Source organism: Paenibacillus caseinilyticus (assembly GCF_027533645.1).
GTDB classification, from domain to species: domain Bacteria; phylum Bacillota; class Bacilli; order Paenibacillales; family NBRC-103111; genus Paenibacillus_G; species Paenibacillus_G caseinilyticus.
Map to the genome: position 1 here is coordinate 57,417 of NZ_JAQAGY010000023.1, position 25,778 is coordinate 83,194.

Sequence of the window (25,778 nt, forward strand, 5' to 3'; positions counted from 1 at the left end):
CAAATCGCCGCCGGATTAGCCGTCGAATGCGGTCGAATACGCTCCCGACCCGGGATGTCTCCCATGATCCCGCTTCCAAGGAGTCAACCACCCGCGATGTAAGGAGGGGACGGAAGGGACGGTATGGCGCTTCCTGTCTTAGAGGATGCCATTTCTATCTAGACATCTTATTAAATATCTCTTGCCCCTTACGTAACGTCACGTTTTATACTACAGTTACCGGTAAACAGCTGGCAGCAAAGAAAGGAGTGGGTTATGCCGCAGTATTGGAAAGTGGGGGAACTTGCAAAATTAACCGGGCTTACCGTCCGTACCCTTCGATTTTACGATCAGATTGGATTATTTTCACCATCCGGGCATTCCGATCATGGCCATCGTTTGTATTACGAAGCAGATATCAAACAACTGCACCAAATATTATCCTTAAAAGATTTGGGCTTATCGCTTGAAGAAATCCATTCGGTACTTAAAGGGCATACGTATACCCCCTCTCACATCGTGGATATCCAGATTGAACGGGTCCGCAGCAATATGAAAAACCAACAGAAACTTCTGGCTGAACTCGAACGTGTTGCTGAACAAATGAACCATGAGGATCCGCCGTCCGTTGACGAGTTTATCTCGTTACTGGAAACGATGAAGATGAACCACGAAAAGTATATCATTGAACACCGGCTGAACTGGGAACGCCATTTTGATCAGCTGGGCGATTTTTTGAACAAAAATTTGCCGCCAATAGGGGAGGATTGACCTGATGAAACCGCGATTTACGACTCACACCACATTTCAAATTGAACGCAATTACCGCGCCGCACCTGAACGCGTATTTGCGGCATGGTCGGACCGGAGCGCCAAAGCGCGCTGGTATCAACCTGCTGAGGTATTCGATTTCCGCGTAGGGGGGCGAGAGTTTAGTCAAGGCGGACCTGCAGGCGGACCTGTCTTTACATTTGACGCTCAATACCAGGAGATTGTGCCTAATGAACGTCTGGTGTACTCCTACAGTCTGGACCAAGGAGAACTCCGGATTTCCGTCTCCCTCTCAACCATTGAATTGTTCCCGGCCAGCGATGGTACTACACTGGTGTTTACAGAGCAGGCCACGTTCTTCGACGGCCATGACACGCCGGAACAGCGTGAGCAGGGGACCCAAGAATTGCTGGATCTTCTCGGCAAGTCGCTTGGGGAAAGTAATCCCGAAGCTTTCGAACTGGTATCCCGTCGTAAGCTTAATGCTCCTCGGGATTTGGTCTACCGGGCTTGGACGGAACCGGAACTGCTTGCTCAGTGGTGGGGACCTAACGGTTTCACGAATACATTTCACACGTTCGATTTGAGGCCGGGAGGAGTCTGGGAACATACGATGCATGGTCCAGACGGAACAGACTATCCAAGCCGCAACGTTTTTCATGAAATCGGTCCGGAACGGATTGTGCTGCGACACGAGACCGGACATCGCTTTACCCTGACTTCTACCTTCCAGGACGCTGACGGTGGGACGGAAATGACTTTCCGGCAGACTTTCGAAACAGAAGTAGACTATAAAAAAGCCAAGCCGATTTGTGAAGAAGCGAATGAACAGAATTTAGACAGGCTCGCTGCGCTATTAAATAGGATTTAGAAATCAACGGCATTTCGTTTATTTGATGAACCTTAACTTAATGAACCGGCGGCAGCCCAGGGCCTGATGTTCCCGTCCCTTGGCTGCCGCTGTTTGTATTGTGGCGGAGGAAGAGTGTACTTTGTCGGCAGGGCTGGAACCGCTCAGGGACATCCCTGCTGCCGGACAAATCATGTGTTAATTATATTGACACAATACCACTGCGGGCATATGATAAATACTATAATATGGGCTATAGGACGGATTATGTACCCTAAATATCTATTATATGTCATTTAATATAACATAAATAGTAGAGTAGGGAGGAACTTCGATGGCCAAGAAGGAATGTTCGTCTTTCTCGCCCTACCCGCTTCAAACATATTACGACGAGATGTTCGCCGAAGAGACCGGACCGGTCGTCCGGGAGCACTACGATGGAGTATACCGCCGGTTTGCCGCCATGACCGCGGGCGAATGGGCGCTGAAGCAGGCGGCCATCGACCGCCGCATGATGGAGGAAGGCATCACCTTCACCCTCTACAATCCCGCACAGGCCCACCCCCTGGAGCGGACGATTCCCTTCGATATGATTCCGCGTGTCATCCCCGCGGGCGAATGGAGCCGGATCGAGGCCGGACTGCTGCAGCGGGTGCATGCCCTGAACCGGTTCCTGCATGATATTTATCATGACCAGCACATCATCCGGGACGGGATCGTACCCCGGCGGATGGTGGTGGCGAACCGTTACTTCCGTCCGGAGATGATGCGCCTTCGCGTGCCCGGGGATGCTTACATCACGACTTCGGGGATTGATCTCATACGCCATTCGGATGGTGAATATTATGTGCTGGAAGATAACCTCAGGTCGCCTTCCGGCTTTTCGTATCTGTTCCAGGGCCGCAATCTCATGAACCAGCTTTTCCCCGAACTGACTCTCGCCAGCCGCGTGCGGGATGTGGAACAGAGCCTGAACGAGTTCCTCTCCGTCCTGCGCAGCCTGGCGCCCGGCCGCAAGCCGGATCCGGTGATCGCCCTCTTGACTCCGGGAGAATACAATTCCGCTTATTACGAGCATGCCTTCCTGGCGCAGCAGATGGGAATCTATCTGGTGGAAGGAAGGGATCTTGCCGCCATCGACCACAAAATTTTTATCCGCGGGATGAAGGGGCTGCAGCAGGTGGATGTGCTGTACCGCCGCATTGACGACGACTTCCTCGATCCCCTGGCCTTCAATCCGGGCTCGATGCTGGGGGTGGCCGGCATCATGAATGCCTACCGCGCCGGCAATCTGGCGATTGCCAATGCGCCGGGTACGGGGGTGGCGGACGATAAGGCCATGTATGTCTATGTGCCGAACATGATCCGGTATTATCTGAACGAAGAGCCTCTCTTGAAGAATGTGCCGACCTATGTGCTGTCCCGGCCGGATGAACGGGAGTATGTGCTTGCCCACCTGACGGAGCTGGTGGTGAAGGAGACTTCGCTTTCCGGCGGATATGGGATGCTGATCGGCCCCGCGGCCTCCGAACAGGAGCTAGCGGACTTCGCCCGGCGGATTGAGGATGATCCGGCCCGCTATATTGCCCAGCCGGCGATGCAGCTGTCGCGGGCTCCTGTGCTTGTGGACGGGAAGCTGGCGCCGCGCCATCTCGACCTGAGGGCGTTCGTCTTGATGGGGGCCGGAGAAGGGATGCATATCATCCCCGGCGGGCTGACACGGATGGCGATGCGCGAAGGCTCGCTCGTCGTCAATTCGTCCCAAGGCGGCGGCTGCAAAGACACCTGGGTCATGGCTTGATCACGGTCTTCTGGCCGGACGTCTATCTTGTCCAACGCAAAGGAGTGACTGCAGCATGCTGAATCGCAATGCGGAGGCTTTATTCTGGGTAGGACGGTATATGGAACGGGCGGAGAATCACGCGCGGCTCATTGATGTTCATTATCACATCCAGCATGAAGGGGACTTCGCGGACGAGGAGCACAAATGGGCCCGTCTCATCGATGCGCTCGGCGCCCGCTCCGATTATCTGCAGCAGTTTGGTACCTTCACTGAACGCGATGTGCTCTCGTTCATTACGCTCGATCGGGGGTACGTCAACTCCCTGTTCTCCTGTGTCAGCCGGGCGCGGACGAACCTCCGGACGCTTCGGGAGAAGCTGCCGGGCGAGCTGTGGGAAGTGATGAACTCGTTCTACTTGTGGCTCGGCGAGAAGAAGGTGGCGGATATTTTGTGCGAGGCGCCTTTTCCGTTCTACAAAGGGATCAAGGAGCGCACGGCGATGTTTCTCGGCATGGAACAGTCAGTGATGCTGCGGGAGAACGAGTGGCATTTCATCGAGAGCGGCCGGTTCTTGGAGCGCGCGGAGAATACGGTGCGGATTCTCCAATCGGTGATCCAGGCGATTGAGGGGGCGGGGGCACCGCCTTATCCGTACCTGCAGGCCGTGCTGAAGTCGGTCAGCGGGCACCAGTCGTTCCGCCGCCACTATGCCGATGCGGTTTCTGCGGAGCATATCATCCGCTTCCTGGTCGAATGCGAAGCCTTCCCGCGCTCGATCCGCTTCTCCTTCGCCAAGCTCGAGGAGCATTTGGCGGGGATTGAGCTGGATGACCGGGACGCGCAGCTCCCCCATGAGAAGGCCGTTCGTCAGGCTGCCAAAATCAGCGCGGAGCTGGCCTGCCTCGACGAAGAGATGTCGATGGAGGAGTCGGAGCGCCTTCTGGAGTATCTGATGAGCGGCGTCCAACGGCTCGGAAAGGGAATGGCGGCTACCTTTTTTCGGATCGAGGAGGCAACCGCATGAAGATCGAAATCTCCCATGTGACCCGCTATACGTACGAAGATCAAGTCACGGACAGTGTCAATGAAATCCGCCTGACCCCCCGGACCAATGACCGCCAGTCGTGCTTCCACCATGAGGTCAGGGTAGAGCCGGGTACGCCGCTGTTCACCTATGAAGATTATTTCGGCAACCGGGTTCACTCCTTCTCTGTGCATCAGCCGCACCGGGAGCTGATCATTCACGTGAAGGCCACCGTGACGACGATGGACCGGCACCAGGGCGAAGGTCTGCCGCAGCTGCCCCTCCATGAACAGCTTGCGCTGCTTGCGGGAGAGGAGTTCCAGAACCGTTATATCGAGTACCTGCTGCCGACCGGATATACGGAGGAGACGGCGGAGCTGCGGGCCTATGCGGCCCGCTATCCGCTGGAGGACGCGGGGCTGTACCCGTGGGTGAAGCGGCTGACGCGGGCCATTCATAGCGAGCTTACCTACGATCCGAGCGTGACCAGCGTGCATACGACGGCTCTGGAGACGCTGAAGCTGAAGAGGGGGGTATGCCAAGATTACGCGCATCTGATGATCGCGATCTGCCGCAGCCGCGGCCTGCCTGCCCGGTATGTGAGCGGGTACCACTTCGTGGGGGATCTCAGCGGGGGCAGCGCGGATTTCGAGCAGGCTTCGCATGCGTGGGTCGAGGTGCATATTCCCGGTACGGGCTGGCTCGGTTTTGACCCTACCAATAACGCCGAGGCGGGCTGGCGTTATATTAAGCTTGGCCATGGCAGAGATTACGCTGACATCGTGCCGGTCAAGGGCGTCTACCGGGGGACAGGCCGTCAGAAGCTTGATGTCAGCGTCGACGTGCGCAGGCTTGGAGAGGAAGAAGTGTAGAGCGGCGATGCGGTAGAAATATGGGCAAGGACAGGGGCAGCCGGGAGCGGCGTCCGGCTTTTGCTTTGCTGCTCGGCGGAGAGGTACTATGGAAAGTTAGTACTGCCGCGAAGGGACGGCAGGCGTTACAATCGTTACCAAGGATGGTGAACGATCGTGATGGTTGTTGTTTTTCTTTCGGCTTTGCTGCTGTTCTATCTTCTCTTTGCCGGGACGATCTCCCGCACGGCCGGGGAGGAAGGCGGCGATACGCTTGGAGACGTGCTGCACATCGGGGCGCTGGTGGCCTTGTGCTTGATGGTGGCGGGCCTCGGGCTGGCGGTTTATCTTATGAATGGCCTCGGGTGGCTGGCGTGAAGATGAGGTGGACAGCAGAAACCTGCCCTAAGGCACAATACCAAAAACCATCCGCTGCTCACCTTACAGAATGGAGCGGCGGATGGTTTTTTTTGGTCGTGAACAAAATGGGAATGAGACCGTAGGCTAGGAAGAGCGGGGGCGGTCCGTATCCGGCAGGAAGCCGGCAGGCCGGGGCTCGACCTCAATATGATCGTCTTTGCGCGTGATTTCTTGAATCTCGATGCCGTTCTTCGCCAGGCTGGAGGCTACGGCCAGCTCGTCATGTCCCATAAAGACGTAGGAAGGATGGCCGTCCGTTTGCGTCAGCAGCTGCTCGGCTACCTGCAGCAGCTTCTCCATGGTGAACGGCTTGCGGAGGAACTTCTCGCGGTCCTTCTCGCGGTAGCCCTCCGGCTGATCCAGGGCCGTCGAGACGATGATGGGCGTCCGGTAATACTGCGGATGGCGGTAGAGCTCGAGCAGGAAGTCCCAACCGCTCTTCGTGCCGTCGAGCAGGATATCGACGATGCACAGGCTCGGGCCCTCCCCCTGGCTCCGGTCCAGGAGCAGGATCGCTTCCTCCGCGGAACGGACATGGGTGACGGGGAGCTCGAGCCTGCCCAAGGCATCGCCGATCAGCTTGGCCAGGTTATCGTCATCTTCCACAATCAGAATGCGGCCTTCCGAGAGCTCCACCGGAATGGAGGGAAGCCGGAAGGAGAAGGTCGTTCCTTCGCCCATAGCCGACTCGAACGTGATGGAGCCGTCGTGGGCCTCGGCGATTTCCTTGACGATCGAGAGCCCGAGCCCCGTCCCGCCAATCTGCCGGCGGTCCGAGTTGTCGACCCGGTAAAATTTGTTGAAGAGCTTATCTTTGGCGTCTTCGGGAATGCCCAGGCCGTAGTCTTGAACCTCCAGCACGGCCTCTCCCTGCTGCAGCGAGAGCTTGACATTCACCCGGTCGGCCTGAGGCGAATATTTGACGGCATTGCTGAACAGGTTGTGGATAATCTGCTTAAGACGATCCACATCCCCGCGGATCCAGATCTCCTGAGGGAAGGATTCCAGGAGAATGTCGTGACCTTGTCCTTGCTTGCTGTTCCACTGGTCGGTGACTTCCCGGACGATGCCTCCGAGCTCTACGGGAACAAGGTGGTAAGACTGCTTGCCTGCTTCCATCCGCTGCAGGTCCAGGAAATCGTTGATCAGCGTGGACAGCCGGGTGGCTTCCTTGTAGATTGTCTGCATGTACCGCTCCTGCTTCTCCTGGGAGAGCTGGCGGTGCAGCAGAATTTCGATGAATCCGAGTACACTGGCCAGCGGAGTGCGCAGTTCGTGCGACACGATCGAGATGAATTCGTTCTTCATCTCGTCGACCTTCTCTTCCTCCGTGCGGTCACGGAAGACGAATAAGAATCCTTGCACTTCGCGGGACTGCTTCTGTTCGACTTTGCTGGCGTACAGTTCGAAGTGCCGGAGCTGCCCATCCTCGCCGTTCGGATAGTGGAACCGCTCGTTGAGCTGCTCCCGCTCGCCGCGCAGCAGGGACTGGATCATATCGTACAGGGGGCCGAGCTGAGGGACCCGCTCGACGGCATACCGGTACACGTCGCCGATGTTGTCGCCGATGCGGGAAGCCAAATTCATCTTGGAATTGGCGAACAGAATATTCCCGGAGGCATCGGTCATCATCATGGACTCGTGGGTCGACTCCAGGATGTTGCCGATGAGATTGTTCTGTTCCTCGATGAGCCGCTTCTCCTGTAAGAGCTGCTCGTTGAGCTGTTCCAACCGGATTGCCTGCCGGCGCCGGTCTTCATTGAACCGCTGTACCTGGAAGGCCAGCTCGAATTGGCGCAGCAGCCCCTTGGACAACCGGGCTTTCTGCTCATCGGAGGTCCGCTGGTAGCCGGTCAGAAGCAGGAAGCCTACCGCTTCCTTGCGTTCGTCGAGCAGGGCATAGTAACGGTCGACGGCATAAGCGATCCCATGATGGAGGCCGCGCTCGCTTTCCGTGACTTCCCGGGTGCTCTCGAAGGTCACTTTCTCGGTCATGACCCGGCGTGCCGGACCGTATAATTCGCTTTCACGAACAGTCGTGCCGCTGGAAGGGTACCCGAGGGCATAGAGCACTTCATAGAGCGGGTCTTCCCCTTGTTCCTGCCCCGGCATTTTCATGACGAGCATGCCGGCTTCGAGCTTCAGGGAGGCGAGCAGCGCCGGGAGGGAGGCGGCCAGGAAGGCTTCCATATTCTTCGCCCCCGTCAGCTTCTCCTGGTAGGTGGAGATGGCTTCGAGTTCCTGCTCCCGCAGGGACAGCTTCTCGAGGGTCGCTTCCTGTTCTTCCTGCTGGGCAATGATTTCTTCGTTCTGCACCTCAAGGCTTTCGGCCATGAAGCGGTAGGTCTCTTCGCTCTTGCGCAGCGCCGCTTCAGCCCGGTTGGCCCGGTGGAAGATGAAGGCGGAATAGAGTCCGACGATGATGGCGATGGCGCTTCCGACCGTGATGATGATGCGTGCGGTGCTCCCTGCACTCAGGGCGGACTGATGGGCCTCGCCCGCGATGATGTCGATCTCGGTTCTGAGCTTGGCGTGCAGCTGCCGGTAGCGGTCCATTAACGATTTGCCGTTCGACATTCTCGTCAGCGCTACATCTCTTTGTCCCGTGCGGATCAAGTTGATCTGCGAGGAGTAATGCTCCTGTAGCCGCCGGATTTGGGGCATCACGTCCGCTTCCATCACGGAGGAGACGCGGGGGTACATTTGCTCGTACTGGCGCATGCGTTCCAGATCCAGCTGCAGATCCGCCAGTCCCCCATAATGGGTCTCGAGGTAATTCTCTTCTCCCATGACCTCAAAACCCCGCAGCCCCGTCTCCATATTAATGAGATCCGCGAGCAGTTCTTCGGAGAGCGAGGTCAGCGGCAACACATCGTCGATGACCTTGTTCAGCTTCGCTTCCGTATTGAAAGAGGCGATGAGGCTGGAAGCGCCGACAATAACGAGCAGCGTGATGATGATAACCACATAGTACATGGGGATTTTGGAAGCGAATTTATTCATAGGCTAACCACCCTAGGCGAAGTGTGAAGAGTCTCCCGGTAGTAGATTCGAGCCGGGCAGGCGGTTCTCCTGCCGGGCTGCGGGTAACTCATCATAGGTAACGGGATCATCCGACCGGAATACGGCATAAATCGATACCCCTTATATCGTCAGGGAGCAGGGCAATTGTGACGGCAATTTGCAAAAAAAAGGCGGCATCGGTCACGGCGGGACTCACTCGACCCACTCGCTGCGCAGAGCGAACAGATCCTTGAGATCGTCGGTCGACAGTTCGGTGATCCACTGTTCTCCGGTGCCGACAATCTGCTGGCTGAGACCGAGCTTCTTGTCGATCATCTCGTCGATGCGTTCCTCCAGCGTGCCGAGGGTGACGAACTTGTGCACCTGCACCTGCCGGGTCTGGCCGATCCGGAAGGCCCGGTCCGTCGCCTGGTTCTCCACCGCAGGATTCCACCAGCGGTCAAAGTGGAAGACGTGGTTGGCAGCGGTGAGGTTCAGGCCGGTCCCGCCGGCTTTGAGCGAGAGGAGGAAGATGCCCGAATCCTCTTCGGGAGGGTCCTGCTGCGCTTCCCCTTGGAAGACTTCGATCATCCGGTCGCGCTCCGCCTTGGAACTTCCTCCGTGCAGGAACGGCACCTTGCGTCCGAAGTCTTCCTGGAGCACCCGCTGCAGCAGAAGCCCGGTCTCGACGAACTGGGTGAAGATCAGGCATTTGTCGCCTTCCTGCCGGAGCTCCTGGACCATCTCCAGCAGCCGCTCCACTTTGTTCGAACGCCCCTGCCAAGACGCTCTCGCCGAGTCTTTGGACAGGAGGGAGGGATGGTTGCAGATCTGCTTCAGCTTCGTGAGGGCCGCGAGGATCAGCCCGCGGCGCTCCATCGGCGAGAGCGTATCGAGCTTCTCGAACATATCCCGGATGTAGTTCTCGTAGAGCGTGGCCTGTTCGGCCGTCAGCGAGACATAGGTCTTGTATTCGTACTTGTCCGGCAGGTCCAGCTGGATCGACGGGTCTTTCTTCACGCGGCGCAGCAGGAACGGCCGGATGAGCCGCTGGACCTTGCCGATCAGCTCGGCGTCCTGCGTCCGCTCGATGGCACTGACATAGCGGTGGGAGAAGTCCCTGAGGGTGCCGAGGTACCCGGGATTCAGGAAGTCGAAGATCGACCACAGCTCCGTGAGCCGGTTCTCGATCGGCGTACCCGTCAGAGCGATGCGGTGCCGCCCGTTCAGCTTGCGGATCGACTGTGCCTGCTTCGTATAGGCGTTCTTGATATTCTGCGCCTCGTCGAGACAGATCGACTCCCACTCGGTGGTGGAGAGCTCAGCCTCGTCGAGATGCGATAAGGTGTAGGTCGTCAGCAGGAGGTCGCACTCCCGCAGGCTCTCCGTGAAGCGTTCGCCCTTGGCCCGCACCGGGCCGTAATGCAGCTTCACCCGCAGGTCGGGAGCGAAGCGCTGCAGCTCCTTCTGCCAGTTGCCGAGCACCGAGGTCGGGCAGATGAGCAGGGAAGGGGCGTGAGGCACCGGCGTGCCATCCGTTCCCTGGTTCGAGGCGATCAAGCCCTCTTCGCGCAGATGGAGCAGGTAGGTGATCATCTGGATCGTCTTCCCGAGACCCATGTCGTCGGCGAGGCAGCCGCCGAGGCCGCACTGCCGCAGGAACACGAGCCAGGAGATGCCCTCGATCTGATAAGGCCGCAGCGTGCCGCGGAAGCTGTCCGGAGGCTCGGTCAGCGGGGGCCGCTGGGCATGGTTCAGCAGCCCGACCAGCTCTTCGAGCTGGTCGCTGAGCTCGACTTCCATCTTCAAGGTCCGGTGGAAGTCGAGGTCTTCCTCTCCTTCGCTGGAGCCGAGCAGATGCAGCTCGAGCACATCGCGGAACGAGAGTCCCTGCTTCTTCTCTACCTGGCTCATCACGGTCTGCAGCTGGGCGAGGTGGGCGGGATCCAGCTGCACCCACTGGCCGCGGATCTGCACGAGCCGCTTATTCTGCTCGAGGAGCTCGCGGAATTCCGCTTCGGTCAGTTCGATATCGCCGAGGGCGATCTTCCAATCGAACTGCAGCAGCTGATTGAGCCCGAACATGGCCTGCGGGCCCGTGCCCACCGAGGACTTGATCTTCGCCTTCAGGCGCGGCTTCCACTTGCGGATCCGCTCCCACCAGGCGGGCAGGATGACGGAATAACCGGCCTCCATGAGCCGTAGGCTGCCTTTGGAGAGCAGTTCCCACGCTTCGCTCTGCGGGAGGGCGTCCCGCAGGCGCTCCTCGCCTTCCGCCAGCCAAGGCAGCATGCGACGCCATTTGGCGGCATCGCGGGCCGCCCTGCCGAGATGCGGACGCCATGCCGCTGGCAGCGCATCGGCGCCGGGCAGATCGGATACCCCGGCGGCGGGATCGGCCGGCTCCCCGGAGACCGCGGCATCGTCAGAAGGGGCTGCCCACTGCGCTGCCGCGGCGGGAGGCACGGCGTATTGGATCTCCTTGTCGCTGCGGTCCTGCAGGATGACGTGCAGCGGCCAGAGGGCGCCCTGTTCGGCCGGCTCTTCCAGCCGCAGGCAGGTGCGGAACGGTGTACCGTCCGACTGCCAGCCGATGGAGACGAGCCAGTCTTCCTCATCCATCCAGATGTCGCCCGTCGCCTGGCCTCGCGAGAGAAGCGGGAAGGCACGTTCCAGCTGTTCGAGGCTCTGGCGCATGACGCCGTCGGCACGCGTCCATTCGGGGATGAGGCGGTCCATCCAGGCTTCGGCTACCGGGGAGGCTCCCCAAGCGGCGGCAGCTTCGGGCAGCTGGAGCTTCCAGCCCAGTTCGCCGTTCTTCCATTTGGCGAAGTCGGGCATGAACCGGCCGGCGGTGAGGGCCTCCTTCACATGAGGAGCCAGCTTGATCAGCTCCTGCAGCTCCCGGTGAAGGGTGAGCGGATGGTGCTGTACGATGCCGGGCGCGGTAAGATAATCCAGCGCGTCGAGCGCGGGAAGCAGCAGTCCTTCAATATTGAGCGACTCCGTTGTCTCGATGAAGGTGCCATAGAAAGAAGGTGCATGCCAGGCGAAGAGCCAATCCCGGAGTTCGTACGGGTCGCAGATGCCCCCGCCCGTCCGGGCTCCCCAGAGGAAGAAGCCGCCCTGCGGAGCCCAGCGCACGTTCACTTGGATGGCGGAAGTATCGGTTACGGAATCCATTGGCCTTGTTTCAACTCCTCCTGCAGCGCGCGCAGGCGCGAATATTTGACCGAGAGGCGGTAGATGTATTCCTCCCATTCGGGAAGACGGTCCAGTCCTGTATAGAACGAGTGAAGCATTTTCAGCAGCTTGGTGGCCGTGGCATACGCGGTGCGGTTCTTCTCTGCGATCGCCCGTTCCACGGCTTGATGGTAGAGCGGGAGTACGAGCGACGGATCCTCCCGCTCGACGGTCTGCAGATCGACCGGGTAGAGGCTGAGCGGCGAGACGCGGCTGGCCATCTGCAGGTCGATCCATGCTTTGTAGCGGTGCGCCTTCAGAAGGTAGGCCGTATAGAAGGGATACGTGCGCGGCAGCAGAGCCGCCATGACGTCGATCCATTCGGCATCGCTCTCCTGGCGCTGCACGGCCTCCATCCAATAATGGCAGAACTGCCGGAGCTCCTCCTGCTGCGCCCGCTGAACGGCCGGCAGCAGCCACCGCAGCCAAGCGAGCATACGGTCCCAGGCTTCTTCTTCGTAACAGCGGTGCAGGTAGAGGAAGAAGTCCTTGGCCTCCCGCTTGCCGAGCCGCTCCATCCGCTGGCGCGCTTTCTCGTCATCGCCTTCGACGACATGGAAGTGCGCTTCGGCCATGATCAGCGCGTCTCTGCGACGCGGCATCAAGTCGGGGGCGCCAAGCAGCGCCGCGAGCCTGGCCCGTTCCTCGGCCATCCAAGGCCCGTCTTCGGGCATCCGCCACCAGATGCTGCGGTATACGGTCGACCAGGACAGCGGCGACTCCTTGCCGGAGAGGGCGGCATCCGAGATCATCGCAAGCGTCTCCTTCCACTGTGCGGAGTGCTTGCGCGCGAGCGCGTCCATGTCGATCTTCGGCACGAGCTTCAACAGCTCGTCATGGCACTGCCGTCCTACGGTCCGGCAGCCGGTCTCAATATAATAGGAGAGATAGGAAGTCTTCGTCTCCTGATAGAACTGCTCGATCTTACGCATGACGAACAAAAGCAGCTGCAGCGCGTAGAGCTCCTTCTGCGGAGAAGACCACCCTTCCGCGTGGCCGCCGAGCTTCTCCTTGACGGCACCGTAGAACTGTTCTATGGAGCTCTGCTGGTTGAGGGAGAAGCCGTAGAACTGCTGGTCGAAGAACCGCTGCCACAGCCCCGGGCTCTGGCCCGGAACCGGCGGTTCGAGCCGCTGCTCCTGCTTCTTCTCCGCCGTACGCGTGCTTCCCTGGCGGGATTGAGTCTGCCGGTTCTTCACCAGAATGGCCTGCTTCAACTGGGCCAGGAGCAGCTCGGGCCGCCCGTGCGGCACGAACAGCGCGAATACGAGGGCAGCCTGATGCTCGCAGTGCTCGCCGTGGGAACAGCTGCACTCGCTCTTCGGTATCGTCTCGAGGTTCAGAATGACCTCGGCAGGTTTCGTATCGCGGACCAAGGCATGTACTTCCAGTCCGTTCTTCAGTTCCACATCCTGGGCCAGCCCCTTATGGAACAGCTCCCAGCCGCGCTCGAGCCGGTCCAATTCGAACTGGTCGCGCAGATGCCTGGCCAGCGCTTTGATTCGATTTTTTGGAATCTGCAGCTTGAGCATGTTTCGCCCTCCGCCCTTTTTGTCTATCCTTATAGTGTACCAGATTTTGCATGAGAATGCGCAGCGAATCCCCGGATTCGCCCGATTTTTTGAAGAGCGGGCCGGAGGAGGGAGCAGGCTGATGGCAGGACAGGCGGCAGAATGAATCCGTTTACCTCCCGCAGGGTGGAACGGTTGCAGGCTATAAGCTTTGAGGGTACAATGAGGCAAAAGGATCAAGAAAGATCAGAGGAGGCGTGTCCATGGGCATCAAGTTCGGCAGGGAATACAGCGATATCATCAGCGATTTCACCGATGCGCTGCAAGGGATCGACGGCTGCCACGAGTTTCTGGAGATGTCCGCGGACGACTGGAACGTCATGGACAGCGTGGAGCAGAAGGAGTGCATGAAGACGCTGGCGGACGATCTGTTCTATGGGCTCGGCACCGAATCGCCGATGAGCGTCGGCGGCTGCACGGTGACCCATGACCCGAAGCGCCACCTGATCCGCATCGATCATGGGGAAGCGCTTACGAGGGTGATTCATCTCGTATAAAGGAGGCGCAGCCATGGGCCGCGGCAGGCTGACGGAGGAAGAGGCGGGAGCGCTCCTGGCGGAGAGAAGTTCGGCTTGGGTACTGCAGGAGCACCGCTGGATCGTGCGCAAATACCGCTTTGGGGCGTTCAAGGACAGCATCGCGTTTGTGAACGGGGTGGCGGAGGCGGCCGAGGCGCTGGATCATCATCCGCTCATCGCGGTCGACTACAAGCTGGTTACGCTGCGGCTGACCTCCTGGCATGCCGGCGGGCTAACGCTGCTGGACTTCACCGCGGCGGCCCGGTTCGATGAAGCCTACCGTCCGTGGGAGAAGGCGCCTGCAGGCGGTGCGACGGAGCAATGAACCATACAGCCATAGTCAGCCTGCAGATAGACGCAGGGGAGACGGACGGGAAGTGTGGAGCGCACACCATAATGCCAAAGAAGGGGGGACCGCGGAATGCGGTCTCCCCTTCTTTGGGCTATCGGGCAGCAGACGAGCCTGCTCTCCGAACGGATTTGCTTTCTTTGTGCGATATCTGCCGCGGCAGGTGCTCCAGTTCGGCCGTTCTCCCTTGGCGGGAACGCAACTCCGTCCTAACCGGCGGAAGACTTAGCCCTGGTCCGTAAACTTCGAGCTGAGCTGCCTTGTAAGCTCTTCGAGCTCCCCGAGGCTCGCCGCAATGCGGCCGGTCCGGGCGCTCTGCTCGTCGAGGCTCGCGTTGATCTCCTCGAACGAAGCGCTGGACTGTTCCGTTACCGCAGATACCGTGCCGACTTCCTGCTCCGTCTGTTTCGAGCGCTCCTCGAGCTGCTGCAGCATGGAAGCGATGGAAGCGGAACGTTCCGATACGGAGGCGGCTTCCTGAAGCACCTGGGCGAAGAGGCTGCCCGCTTCGTCGCCGGACGACCGGATGGTGCCGATCGCCTCTTTGCCCTGAAGAATATGCCGGGATACGACCCGGGTCTGCTCCTGGATCCGCGTGAGAATATCGGTGATCTGAGCCGTGGACTCTTCCGCACCGGCCGACAGTTTGCGGATCTCCTGGGCGACGACGGCGAATCCTCTGCCATGCTCCCCGGCCCGCGCCGCTTCGATTCCCGCGTTGAGAGCAAGCAGACTCGTCTGCCGCGCAATGGCCTGGATGGACTGGAGCACCGTAGAGATCTGTTCGCTCTGCACCCGCAGGGCTTCCATGGAATCGTACGTCGTGTCGATCATCCCGCCGACCCGGGATACATCGCTCTGCAAGCTGGCGATATGCTCGTTGCCTGCGCCGGTGACGGCTGCCGTCCGTTCGGACATGCGCATCATGTCTGCCGTCGACGCGCCGATGGAGGCGATGAAAGCCCCCGAGTCCTGAATCGACGAATTGATGTCAGCTACGCTGGACGCCTGGGATTCGATCCCTTGGGCGATCTCGCCGAAGCTTGCCGCAAGCTCGCGGCCGATCCGGTCGGTTTCGACCGCATTCTCCTTCAGCTGCTGGCCGAAGGCGTCGAGCCCTTGGACGGAAGACTGCACATCACGCATCAGTTCGGCCATGCTTTCCTGCTGCCCGCGCAGCTCCGCTACCATTCTTTTGCCCATCATGCACACGGAGGCGCCGGCGAAGCCTACCATCAGGGTCACTACGAACATCACCACTTTGTCGAATATGGGCTGCTCGCCGACGTAAGGGTTGAAGAGGGTGTGAATGATGACAATGGAGAGAGCGAGGATCGTCCCGATCACGGAGGTTCTCGTATGGAGGTACACGAGAGACAGCGCGCTATAGATCAGCAGGGCGGTCCAGGATACGGCCGCCGGGATGAACCAGAGAATCGTGAATCCCACGAAAAACATGTACGCCGTCAGGACCGTCTTCCCTTCGGGACGGGGCCCGTACTTCTTCAGGAGCCAAGGCAGCAGCGAGACCAGAAGGCCGACGGAAGCCATGAATGCGAGGGTCGTCGGACCCGTGACGATGCCGGCGAGCCATAGAACGGTATAAATCGGTAGACAGGAGAGCAGGAGAGCGATCAAGGTGCCGACAAGCAGTTTGGAAGCAAATTGCTCATGGGCGGTAACTGTTGGCGGCGGGGAATGGTGTACTGAATTCATGGGGGAAGGCCCTCCTTCGCTTCATTGATCCGGAACAGTGGATCCGGAACAGTGGATCCGGGACCGTCGGAATAAAGAAGACACGCCTGATGACAAGGCATGTCTTCGGTTAGGGTATATATCGTCCGGCGTTCCAGTTATATGAAGGGGGAGGAAGAGGGGAGTTGTAGGCAAAAGAAGGGTTTACGCTCCCGGCTCCCCCGCCTTCTTCAGCACGGCGAGAATACGAAGGCATACAGCGGCCGGCAGCGGCCGGTCCAATGCTTCGCGCAGGAGGCCGCTCCGGAGAGGGACCCCGTCCTTCCAGCCGTCTTCGATGAGCTGGGCCTTGTCCGCCCGGCCCGGGAGGAGCAAATACAGCACATACCAGTCTTCGAGGGGCGTCAGCGGGATGCCGTCCGGGGTGCCGTGCAGCGGCAGCCGGGGGGATGCGGCTGACGGGCTCCACGGCAAGCGGTACACCCCCTCTTCGTGACGGATGCCGAAGCCGGCGATGAGGTCTGCGCCGCACCCCTCCAGCGTGAAGCGGCGGAAGTGCAGCGAGCAGTAGGGCTCCTTGAGCCCCTGCAGCTCGGCCGGTCCCAAGGCTGCTAGCCTCTCGAAGGCCTGCGGGGCCTCGTTCTCGTCCAAGAGCAGGTCGATATCGTTCGGTAAGCGGGCCGTCAGCCCCCGGACATACAGCAGGGCGGAGCCGCCGAGGCCCCAGGCGATGTCTGCGCCGTCCAGCGCTCCGGCGATCGTGCGCAGCGCCCGCAGGTGCCGGGGAGGCAGCTTGGCAAGTCCGGGATCATCTGCGGCATGGGGCATGGTAACGGCCTCCTTCGGATTGGAATGGGGGTGGCTTCTACTTCAATAGGTAGGCGGCATACCAAGAGGGCCGGGCGGTCACGGCTGGGAAGAGGCCTTCCCCGACCAGACCATGCAGTGGAATTGGTCAGGTCCTCTCGGCGTCATCCGCTTGTAGGTGTCCGTGATGCGGAAGCCCGCCCGGTGATACGTCCGGATGGCGCGTGTATTCGAGGTCAGTACCTCGAGATCGATCTCGTTGCCGGGATTCAGCCGCAGGGCTTCCTGTGCGATGGCCTCCACGAAGGCCGCTCCGAGCCCGGCGCCGCACAGGTCGGGCCGCAGCCCGAGCCCGAGCCGGGTGACGCCTGTGATTGGGAACAGCTGGGCGAAGCCCGCCAGCTCTCCCTGCTCGTCCAGCACGCTGCGGTACTGGCTCTCGCGGATACCGGGGTCGGCGAATTCTTCGCCGCCTTCGAGCAGCTGCTCCCAGGACTTCCAATTATAAATCTCATAAGGGGGCGGATAAGCCCATCTACAGATCATCCGGCCGTGCTCTTCGGTGAGCGTACCTAGATGAAACCGGGTGGGGATGGTTGACACTTGCGTTTGTCGCCTCCTCGAAGAACGGCCGATTCCGAGTGCCCGGGGGAACCGGGTCCTGCCGGGTCCGTATCTGCTGTTTCCTAGCCGGTCTCTCCGGGTGTATACTGGGTACTATACAGCATATCCATCCATGAAAGGAAGCGTGTGGCATATGAAGCATGTAGTTAGCGGAGAATGGTTATTCGAGCACGGCACAGACGACCGGATGATCTTAGTGGACTGCCGGTTCGCCTTGGGGCAGCCCCACTCGGGCCGGTCGGCTTACGAGCGGGATCATATTCCCGGAGCGCATTACCTGGATTTGGAGGCAGACTTGTCGGCCCCTGTAACGGATCATGGAGGACGCCATCCGCTACCGGACGTGGAGGCGCTTTCGCGCAAATTCGGCGAGATCGGCATCCACTCCGGCTCGGTGGTTATCGCCTATGATGACCAGGGTGGGGCGATGGCCTCCAGACTCTGGTGGCTGCTCACCTATCTGGGGCACGACCGGGTATGCATTCTGGACGGCGGCTACTCCCGTTGGAAGGAAGCGGGGTATCCCGTCACCGACGAGCCTCCGGCTGTCCATCCCGCGGAATTCACGCCGCGGATACGCAGCGAGCTGCTCGTGGACATGGAAGGCGTGAAGGCGAGGATCGGCCGACCGGGTACGGTGTTGATCGACTCGCGGGAGGAACGTCGCTACCTCGGGATCGAGGAGCCGATCGACAAGGCTGCCGGCCACATCCCCGGGGCGGTCAATTATTTCTGGAAAGACAGCCTGACAGCGGAGGGCGGCTGGAAGTCTCCCGAGCTGCAGGGGGAGCGGTTCGCGGACCTGGCGGGGGCCGAAGAGATCGTCGTCTACTGCGGCTCGGGTGTGACGGCCTGCCCGAATGTGCTGGCACTGAGCGAAGCTGGTCTGAAGAACGTGAAGCTGTACGCCGGGAGCTGGAGCGACTGGATCTCGTACGGGGAGAACCCTGTGGCGACGGGGGAAGAATAAGGGCTGAGCAGCTGCGTTAGACACGGGCTTAAGGGCTTTTTTTCTCAATTACAGCACGGAAAGGTGACATACACTGACACCTATTCCTGTTATTCTCGAAAGAGGGCGGAGAAGCCGGATACGATGATGAAGGAGGAGAGCTGCAAGGATGAGAGTGCAGTGGGAAGGGATTACGGTATTGTCGGATGATGTGTCCCGGTTGGCCCGTTTTTATCGGGAGGTGCTTGGATTGGCTGCCGTTGTGGAGGAAAGTCATTATGCTGAATTTGTAAATGACGGTATTCGATTGGCAATTTGTTCCAAGTCGCTCATGGCGGATAATACGAACGGGCATTATTCCTTTATCGAAGAACGCAAAGGGCAGGCCTTCGAACTTAATTTTCAATGTGAATCGCCGGAAGCAGTCCACACGATTTATCATGAAATGGTTTCGAAGGGAGCTGTGTCGGTTACGGAGCCGAAATCCATGTCCTGGGGACATACAACAGGATTTTTTGCGGACCCTGACGGGAACATTCATTCACTCTTTGCGATCAACCCGATTGCCGAGAAAGAAGAATAAACAGGCGACGAAGGATGCGGATGGGAGGTAGTGACTGCCAAGATGCTGGTCCGGATCAAGAACTCTTCCTTTCTTTAATCCGTTCCCTCCTAGAACAGGAATAATATCCTGCGGGCGCCAAAAAAGAGTACAATCCGGATGCGGATTGTACTCTTTTTTCGGCAGGGCAAGGGAGTCTGCCTTTTTCCGCCGCCGAGCGCGTACATTTCTTATTTCCCGTACGTGCCTTCGCGGACCGTCTTCACTTCATACATGTTGACGTTGGAACTGACGACATACTCCGGGGGCGTCTTGCCGCGGTTCTCTTTGTGCCCTTGAATGTGCGCGTCGCTCTTCTCCCAGTTCTTCCACGCATCGACGGATGCCCAGCGGATCATCGCGACGACTTCTTCCGTATCTTCTTTCTTCGAACGGTTGACCATGACGCTTACATCGAGCAGGCCTTCCATTTCATCGACAGCGCCTTTGCTGCTGAAACGTTCGACTACGGCATCGGCATAGCCTTTTTGGACGACGATGGTCCGGGTTTGGATTAACATGTAGAGGGCCTCCTGTGGCAGAAATCCGTAAATTAGGATGAGAAGGAATATACTTTCATTCTAATTGATAAAGATTATCATTGTCAAAAGGTAGAAGGGAGAAATTGAAAATGAAAACCTCTCCCCAGGAAGGGAGAGGCTACGGATTAAGCGGACGGGAACGTCGACCCGGAGAAGGGCTCTTTGGGAACCATCAGGGCAGCCAGGAAGTAGAAGAGAATCAGACTGCCGCTCGAAACGAACGTCAGAACGACGACCAGCAGCCGGAGCAGTGTAGCATCGATGCCCATGTACTGCGCCAGTCCGCCGCACAGGCCTGTGATTTTTTTATCGGATACGGAACGGTACCATCGTCTCATGATAAAGTCCACCTTTCGGATAGAGGAATGTGTTGTTTTGTTATACGCTTATTGTAACGCTCCCTCTGTTCCGGCAAAACGGACCCGCGATGGGATTCCAGCTGGACCTTAGTCCAGCGCCCCGCACGGTCTGCGGCCCAGCAGCGCGATCTACCGCCTGCCTGCCCCTTATAGGAAGGCGCGCAAGGCTGCGCCCGGAAGACTGCTTCCTGCTGGCCCTGGTTACCTAGCCGGATTCCCTCTCTCGGCTCCGGCATCGGCGCGCCGAGCCAATATGCCCTTGTAGACGTCGATCGACAGGGCGCGCGACGCTTTGAGATCCACGACCGCGTCAGGCCGGGGCAGGTGAATCTCCTTGTCGGAGAGCCCCGCCAGCTCCGGCAGCCACCGCCGGATATAACTGCCGCCCGGGTCATACGTCTGCGACTGGGTCACGGGATTCATCACGCGGAAGTACGGCGCGGCATCATAGCCGAGCGAAGCGCTCCACAGCCAGCCGCCGCGGTTGAGCGCATTGTCGTAATCCGCCAGCTTGCTGCGGAAGTACCGCTCCCCGTAAGGGAAGGGGCAGAGCAGGTTCTTCGTCAGGAACATGGCGGTGATCATCCGCAGCCGGTTCGGCATCCAGCCCGTCGCGTTCAGCTCCGTCATGGCCGCATCGATGATCGGGATGCCGGTCCGGGCCTCTGCCCAGGCGTGGAAGCCGTCTGTCGGCAGCTCTGTCAGATCATACTCCTTCTCGTAGCGGTAGAAGAGGGGATCGAGCCGGGACTGGTAGAGATAGAAGTCCCGCCAGGCGAGCTGGCGCAGCCAAGGCTCCGCCTCGGTACCGCACTCGAGCAGCTGCTCGTACACGCGGCGGATCGAGAGGGCGCCCGTATTCAGGTGCCGCGAGAGCCGGCTGGTCTCCTCGCGGGCGAACCGCTCCCGCCCCTCCGCGTAGCCGGCGAGCCGTTCGCCGAGGAAGTCCTCGAGCGCGGCTTCGGGCTCTTCCGCCGCGGGCCGTGCCCGGGAGTCCGCCAAGGCCTGTGCGAGCTCCTCCGGCAGCGGGAAGCGGCTGGCGACGCCTTCGGCCAGCGGGAGCGTCCGCAGTCCGCCGAGGCCTCTCGTGGAAGCGGGGCGGAAGTGCTCTCTCAGGTACTCGCGCCAGCGGCGGTAGTACGGGGTGTACACCTTGTACGGCTCGCTGCGCCCGGCGCTGTGCTGGAAGTCCCGCAGGTCCGCGAGCGTCTGTTCGGCCAGCCCGGTCACACGGACGCCCCGGGCTGCCGCCGTCTCCCGCAGGGAGCGGTCGCGGGTCACGGCGTACGGCGTGTAGTCCTCGTGGAACACGAGCTCCCGCACACCGTGCGCCTCGAGCAGCGCGGCCGTCACGCCGGCCGGCTCGCCGTAGAGCACATGCAGGTGCTGTCCCGCCGCGTCGTACAGGGACTGCAGCCGGGCGGCATGCGCCAGGAAGTTGCGGCCGCTGTGCTCGAGGTGGCGGCCTTTGCGGAGCAGGAACGGGTCGAGCACGAGCACGTGCAGGCTCGGGGACCCGCTCCCGCTCTCAGCGATATAGTCATAAGCAGGCAGGTCGTCCGTGCGCAGGTCCTTACGGTGCAGGAACAAGATCATCGGGGAGGTGCAGCTCCTTTCGTAGGTCTTAGGCTTATTCCCGGCAGAACAAAGACAGAAAGCCTTCCAGGCTTGTCCTGCCCGTGAACGGGGAGGAGGCCCAAAAGGCTTTCGATTAAATAAGTAAGGATGGGTTACGTCGCAGGAGATGTTACTTGTCGGCCATGAGCTGCTCGTAAGAAGCATCAGAGAGGACACGACGGGCGGTAACGTACCTTTTGGCGTAATAGCCGTCACTGAGTTTCGTGATCGTAACGCCTTGATTCGTGGCGGAGTGGTAGAAGTTGCCTTCACCGACATACACGCCAACGTGGGAGATTCCTTTGCCGTCGGTGTTGAAGAACACGAGATCGCCGGCACGGAGGTTGTTCTGGTCCACCCAATTGCCGAGCTCCGCTTGGCCTTTGGAGGTGTGAGGCAGGTCGACGCCGAACTTGGAGAATACCCAAGACGTATAACCGGAGCAGTCGAATCCGCTTTTGGTGGTGCCGGACCATTTGTACGGCGCACCCAAACCATCGTTGACCGCTGCGCTTAATGAGGATTCCGCGTAAGCGCTACCGGCGGAAATGCCGCAGAACAGGGATAATGCAAGTGTGAGTCCAACAAGCTGCTTTTTCAAAGAAGTTTCCCCTTCCAAGTGCCTACGAGGTTAGCTGAAGGGTTCGGTTGAAGGTTCCCTATGATCACTCTGAAGCGAGATCAATTCACCCAAAATTGGATCCCCCGTTTTCTGAGACAGAAATTCGGCAAAATATTCTTTTTTTATTACCGAGTAACTATATTCGAGTAAGTTCGAGTTTCTCCTGCTTGAGACACAAATTTGTCACATTATCGCCGTTTAGAGTGAAACCTTTTGTTTATAGGTGCAATAAGGATTGCAAGCGCATACATATATTTCCTGGAAGGTTGTTTTCTACGGTTATTTACGGCATCTTCACATGGACTTGTCGAATCTAAAGAGGGGGCTGTCCGCGTGAGCCAGTCTTGCTCGCAGCAGCCGTTACCGCACAAAAAAAGCCGCCTGCCATCAAACTGGATGGCAGGCGGCGTTGGTCGCCGGTATTTGGAGCGGACAGGCTTGCCTTGGGACCCTTTGGCAGAGAGGAAGTCAGGCTTTCTCGAGCCACAGGGCATACTGGGTTCCGATGGCCCACACCTTGAAGAACATCTGAAGCAGCCGGTACGCCTGATAGCCGATGAGAGCGAGGAAGCCGGCCCACAGGAAGCTCGAAGCCATCACGGCCGCCGAGCACAGCAGGGTCAGGACGGCTACGGCTGTTCCTGCGGCAACGATGGCCGGCAGGTGGCGGACGACGAAGATCAAGGCGTAGAGGGTAGAGCGTCCGGCCGTCTTCGCTATCTGCAGGAACAGGAACAGGAGCTGCAGGAGGAAGAGCCAGATGATGAAGAAAGCCAGCGACGGGAGCAGCGACTTCCCGTAGGACAGGTACGATGCGTGTTTCGTATACTGTCCGGCTGCATAAGGCAGCAGCCAGTACAGAGGGGCGAGCGTGAGCAGCAGCTGCAGTGCATACAGCGAGAAGAACGGGATACTGAGCCGGCGGACCCCTTCCACGAACCGGTAGCCCGCATTCAGGTCTTGATTGTGCAGCGAATAGAGGACCCCGGCATTCAGCACGGGGTGCAGCACCATCCGCAGGGCGAGCAGCCCGAGCGCCCACCAGAGATAGGGCTGGAGGAGATCGGTCTTCATGAGCTGGAACTGGCCTTCGATCCAGAAGAGCTGGACGGCTTCCCGGGAGAGCTCTCCGCCGGGGTAACGGTGAAGGAGCGGCAGCACGACCGACTGGATCAGCTTGTAGAGCAGTACGCCCCAGGCCAGGTGGTAGGTGAAGAGGGCAATGACGGCAAAAGGCTGCTTCCAGGCTATGGCCCAACCTTGAGCGATGCGGCTTCCCAAAGCATTCATCTTCGATGTTCCTCCTTTACCATGCAAGCCAGCCGGAGAGGACCTCCAGAATTTTGAGCACGCTGAGGTTCCAGCGGACGGACAGCTGTGGATCGACTTCGGTTTTCATGAACGAATTGATCCGTTTGTTCTCGAGTACGATCGAGTACTGCGGATCGATGGCGACCCAGTCCAGCGGCGAAGCGTGATTGAGCTTGATGAGCACCTCGCTTTCGGCCCCCTCCCACGTTTTGTCGAGCTGGGTACCGTCCGTGAAGTGGAAGCGGACGGGAACGCCCTGTACCGAACCTCCCTGACGCCGGAGGAGAATGCTGTTCTCATAGTAGGTCTGGCCGTTCTCGCTCCGTTTGCGTGTATCGATGGAGGCAACGGCATAATCCACCATGGAACCGCCATACACGTATTGGTCGAAGAAGCTCTGCCAGCTCTTCTTCGTGACGTCTTCCGCCGTCAGTTGGAAGTCGGAGGTCGTCGGATGCTTGAATTTCCAGCGCTGGAAGTAGGTGCGCATAATCTTGTTCATCGTCTCCGGACCTGCCTGCCGCTCCATCGCTGTCAAGACGAGCTTGGCCCGGGTATAGACGTTCTCCGCATAATGGCCGTGGCCCTCGTAGCTCCAGGAGTTCTTCTTGAGCGCTTCGGGGCTTGTGATATAGCTGGACTCGACTAGGAGGTTCGGCCGCACGCCATACTCCGATTCCATCAGCCGGTCTTCAATATAGGAAGTGAAGCCTTCATCCAGCCAAGCTTCTTCGAATTCGTTGCTCGCGACCATACCGTAGAAGAACTGGTGTCCAATCTCGTGCACGACCACCCGCTCGAGCTCCAGGCTCGGATTCTCCTCGGCAGCCCCCCAGGCGGTGACGAGGGTCGGGTATTCCATGCCGCCGGCGCCGTTGCCGTCCTCCGGAGGGACGACGACCGAGAGGGTGGAGTACGGGTAGGTGCCGTACCATTCCGAATAGCGGGCCAGCGCTTTTTTGGCGGCGGTCATGTACCGTGCTTTGAGATGCTCGTGCTTCGGGTCGAGATAGAGCTTGATACGCACACCCGGGAGATGCGGCGTGGCATACGGCTCTTCGTAGTAGATGAAGTCGGGCGAAGCCGACCAGGCAAAATCATGCACGTCATCCGCGTAGAAGGTGTGGATTTTGTTCGGTCCGTCGTCCACCGCCGTCTTGGTCGGGAACCCCGTGGCTGCGACCTTATAATTCGCAGGCAGCTTGAGCTTCACATCAAAGATGCCGAAGTCGGCGTAGAACTCCGAGTTGCCGTGATACTGGTGCAGGTTCCAGCCCTCGTCCGTGCGGCTTCTTGTTCCCTCGGGCTCATACACGGCGAGCTTCGGGAACCACTGGCCCGCCATGACGAAGTCGCCGGCATATCCCATCCGCGCGAAGACCTGCGGCAGCTTCACCGAGAAGTCGGTGCGCAGTGTGACTTTGGCGCCGGGCTCCACCGCTTTGGGCAGAGGCACCCGCAGCAGGGTCCGGTCGTCCTTGTTGCCGTCGTCCGGCTGCACGTACTCGGCAGCCCCGCTGAGCTCGGCCTCCGTACCGTCCAGCATCTTGATAGAGGAGACCGTCATGCTTCCGACACTGCCGTCTTTGGAGACGTCGCTGCGCAGTTTTCCTCCCGATTCCCGCATGAACGTCGATTTCTTGGATTCGAACGCGTTCGGGTAGAGGTGAAAATACAGCTCGGACACCGGAACGCTGCCCGGGTTGGTCCAGGTGAGGGAGGAGGTGCCGGTGATCATCTTGCCCGTGGCGTCGTACTCCGCGTTCAGGTGGTATTCCACGACGCGGCCGGACAGCGGCTTCGGAGCGGGCTTCTCCGCCGGCTTCGCCGGCAGGCTCGGCGGGGCGGGAGACGACGGCGGCACCGCAGGCTGTTCGCCGGCCGGAGCGACGCGGGCAGAAGCCGGGAGGGCTTCCCCGCTGCCGGAGGGCAGGAAGAGGCCCGTGGAGGAGCCGTCCGCCGGGCCCCGGGCCAGCGGCCAAGCCGGCGCGGCGGCGACGTGGTGTGTGGACGCGGGTCTGAGCATCGGCAGCCCTGCGCCGGTGTCTGCCGCTACCGCCCAGGCGGCCTGCCGCTTGTCCTTTGCAGATTCTTCTGCGAGCAGCAGGGTATGGGTCAGCAGCGCGGCGCCGCAGGCTGCGATCAGAATGGCGCCCCATGATGTGATGGAGGTATGCAGTCGGTTTTTCATCTCATTTTCACCCCGTTGACAAGCATCTACAGCATGTATATGTAGGTGGACAGGGGATTATTTCTCGGGCGCCAAAATTGTGAAGAACAGGCTTTTGC

General features: G+C 59.6%; 22 protein-coding genes and 1 riboswitch. Of the genes, 10 read left to right on the forward strand and 12 right to left on the reverse strand.

Annotated elements, in window-relative coordinates:
- Positions 1 to 255: 255 nt before the first annotated feature.
- The 6 genes from O9H32_RS26015 to O9H32_RS26045 all read left to right on the forward strand — a co-directional run bounded on the left by O9H32_RS26015 (position 256) and on the right by O9H32_RS26045 (position 5,636).
- Positions 256 to 750 carry a MerR family transcriptional regulator gene (locus O9H32_RS26015; RefSeq protein WP_269869051.1) on the forward strand — a complete coding sequence of 165 codons (495 nt, stop codon included), beginning with the start codon at positions 256 to 258 and terminating at the stop codon, positions 748 to 750.
- 4 nt (positions 751 to 754) lie between these two features.
- Positions 755 to 1,621: an SRPBCC family protein gene (locus O9H32_RS32800; RefSeq protein ID WP_319946955.1), complete on the forward strand. Its 867-nt coding sequence runs from the start codon at positions 755 to 757 to the stop codon at positions 1,619 to 1,621.
- 313 nt (positions 1,622 to 1,934) lie between these two features.
- Positions 1,935 to 3,401: a circularly permuted type 2 ATP-grasp protein gene (locus O9H32_RS26030; RefSeq protein WP_269869052.1), complete on the forward strand. Its 1,467-nt coding sequence runs from the start codon at positions 1,935 to 1,937 to the stop codon at positions 3,399 to 3,401.
- 55 nt (positions 3,402 to 3,456) lie between these two features.
- The gene (locus O9H32_RS26035; protein WP_269869053.1) at positions 3,457 to 4,407 is read left to right on the forward strand and encodes an alpha-E domain-containing protein; all 951 of its coding nucleotides are present in this window, start codon (positions 3,457 to 3,459) and stop codon (positions 4,405 to 4,407) included.
- Positions 4,404 to 5,279, forward strand: a complete 876-nt coding sequence (locus tag O9H32_RS26040) for a transglutaminase family protein (RefSeq protein ID WP_269869054.1) — start codon at positions 4,404 to 4,406, stop codon at positions 5,277 to 5,279. The genes O9H32_RS26035 and O9H32_RS26040 overlap by 4 nt, the downstream gene beginning before the upstream one ends.
- Positions 5,280 to 5,438: 159 nt before the next feature.
- Entirely contained in the window at positions 5,439 to 5,636 is a 198-nt protein-coding gene (locus O9H32_RS26045) for a hypothetical protein (RefSeq protein ID WP_269869094.1), read from the forward strand.
- Positions 5,637 to 5,762: 126 nt separating this feature from the next.
- Here O9H32_RS26045 and O9H32_RS26050 read toward each other — a convergent pair whose 3' ends face one another.
- From O9H32_RS26050 to O9H32_RS26060, 3 genes are all read right to left on the reverse strand, one after another.
- The gene (locus O9H32_RS26050) at positions 5,763 to 8,681 is read right to left on the reverse strand and encodes an ATP-binding protein (RefSeq protein WP_269869055.1); all 2,919 of its coding nucleotides are present in this window, start codon (positions 8,679 to 8,681) and stop codon (positions 5,763 to 5,765) included.
- A 213-nt stretch (positions 8,682 to 8,894) separates the two neighbouring features.
- Entirely contained in the window at positions 8,895 to 11,864 is a 2,970-nt protein-coding gene (locus O9H32_RS26055) for a DEAD/DEAH box helicase (protein ID WP_269869056.1), read from the reverse strand.
- Positions 11,852 to 13,456 carry a hypothetical protein gene (locus O9H32_RS26060; RefSeq protein ID WP_269869057.1) on the reverse strand — a complete coding sequence of 535 codons (1,605 nt, stop codon included), beginning with the start codon at positions 13,454 to 13,456 and terminating at the stop codon, positions 11,852 to 11,854. The genes O9H32_RS26055 and O9H32_RS26060 overlap by 13 nt, the downstream gene beginning before the upstream one ends.
- A gap of 242 nt (positions 13,457 to 13,698) precedes the next feature.
- Between O9H32_RS26060 and O9H32_RS26065 the strand changes: the two genes are divergently transcribed.
- Positions 13,699 to 13,992, forward strand: a complete 294-nt coding sequence (locus O9H32_RS26065; RefSeq protein ID WP_269869058.1) for a hypothetical protein — start codon at positions 13,699 to 13,701, stop codon at positions 13,990 to 13,992.
- A gap of 13 nt (positions 13,993 to 14,005) precedes the next feature.
- Entirely contained in the window at positions 14,006 to 14,338 is a 333-nt protein-coding gene (locus O9H32_RS26070) for a 4a-hydroxytetrahydrobiopterin dehydratase (protein ID WP_269869059.1), read from the forward strand.
- A 249-nt stretch (positions 14,339 to 14,587) separates the two neighbouring features.
- Here O9H32_RS26070 and O9H32_RS26075 read toward each other — a convergent pair whose 3' ends face one another.
- The 3 genes from O9H32_RS26075 to O9H32_RS26085 all read right to left on the reverse strand — a co-directional run bounded on the left by O9H32_RS26075 (position 14,588) and on the right by O9H32_RS26085 (position 17,410).
- A complete protein-coding gene (locus O9H32_RS26075) occupies positions 14,588 to 16,078 on the reverse strand; it encodes a methyl-accepting chemotaxis protein (RefSeq protein ID WP_269869060.1) in 1,491 nt (496 codons plus the stop codon).
- Between the two features lie 183 nt (positions 16,079 to 16,261).
- Positions 16,262 to 16,885: a nucleotidyltransferase family protein gene (locus O9H32_RS26080; RefSeq protein ID WP_269869061.1), complete on the reverse strand. Its 624-nt coding sequence runs from the start codon at positions 16,883 to 16,885 to the stop codon at positions 16,262 to 16,264.
- A 78-nt stretch (positions 16,886 to 16,963) separates the two neighbouring features.
- Entirely contained in the window at positions 16,964 to 17,410 is a 447-nt protein-coding gene (locus tag O9H32_RS26085) for a GNAT family N-acetyltransferase (protein WP_269869095.1), read from the reverse strand.
- A 211-nt stretch (positions 17,411 to 17,621) separates the two neighbouring features.
- Between O9H32_RS26085 and O9H32_RS26090 the strand changes: the two genes are divergently transcribed.
- Both O9H32_RS26090 and O9H32_RS26095 read left to right on the forward strand, forming a co-directional pair.
- Positions 17,622 to 18,458 carry a sulfurtransferase gene (locus O9H32_RS26090; RefSeq protein ID WP_269869062.1) on the forward strand — a complete coding sequence of 279 codons (837 nt, stop codon included), beginning with the start codon at positions 17,622 to 17,624 and terminating at the stop codon, positions 18,456 to 18,458.
- Between the two features lie 148 nt (positions 18,459 to 18,606).
- Positions 18,607 to 19,020, forward strand: a complete 414-nt coding sequence (locus tag O9H32_RS26095) for a VOC family protein (protein WP_269869063.1) — start codon at positions 18,607 to 18,609, stop codon at positions 19,018 to 19,020.
- 209 nt (positions 19,021 to 19,229) lie between these two features.
- Here the strand turns inward: O9H32_RS26095 and O9H32_RS26100 are convergent, their stop codons facing one another.
- From O9H32_RS26100 to O9H32_RS26125, 6 genes are all read right to left on the reverse strand, one after another.
- Positions 19,230 to 19,559, reverse strand: a complete 330-nt coding sequence (locus tag O9H32_RS26100) for an antibiotic biosynthesis monooxygenase (RefSeq protein ID WP_269869064.1) — start codon at positions 19,557 to 19,559, stop codon at positions 19,230 to 19,232.
- Between the two features lie 146 nt (positions 19,560 to 19,705).
- Positions 19,706 to 19,918, reverse strand: a complete 213-nt coding sequence (locus O9H32_RS26105) for a PspC domain-containing protein (protein WP_269869065.1) — start codon at positions 19,916 to 19,918, stop codon at positions 19,706 to 19,708.
- Positions 19,919 to 20,140: 222 nt separating this feature from the next.
- Positions 20,141 to 21,535, reverse strand: a complete 1,395-nt coding sequence (locus O9H32_RS26110; protein WP_269869066.1) for a cryptochrome/photolyase family protein — start codon at positions 21,533 to 21,535, stop codon at positions 20,141 to 20,143.
- Positions 21,536 to 21,686: 151 nt separating this feature from the next.
- Positions 21,687 to 22,157: a C40 family peptidase gene (locus O9H32_RS26115; RefSeq protein WP_269869067.1), complete on the reverse strand. Its 471-nt coding sequence runs from the start codon at positions 22,155 to 22,157 to the stop codon at positions 21,687 to 21,689.
- A gap of 4 nt (positions 22,158 to 22,161) precedes the next feature.
- Positions 22,162 to 22,297, reverse strand: a riboswitch (cyclic di-AMP (ydaO/yuaA leader).
- A gap of 349 nt (positions 22,298 to 22,646) precedes the next feature.
- A complete protein-coding gene (locus O9H32_RS26120; RefSeq protein WP_269869068.1) occupies positions 22,647 to 23,468 on the reverse strand; it encodes a hypothetical protein in 822 nt (273 codons plus the stop codon).
- A gap of 16 nt (positions 23,469 to 23,484) precedes the next feature.
- On the reverse strand, positions 23,485 to 25,680 hold the full coding sequence (locus O9H32_RS26125; protein ID WP_269869069.1) for a M1 family metallopeptidase: 2,196 nt from the start codon (positions 25,678 to 25,680) through the stop codon (positions 23,485 to 23,487).
- Positions 25,681 to 25,778: the final 98 nt, after the last annotated feature.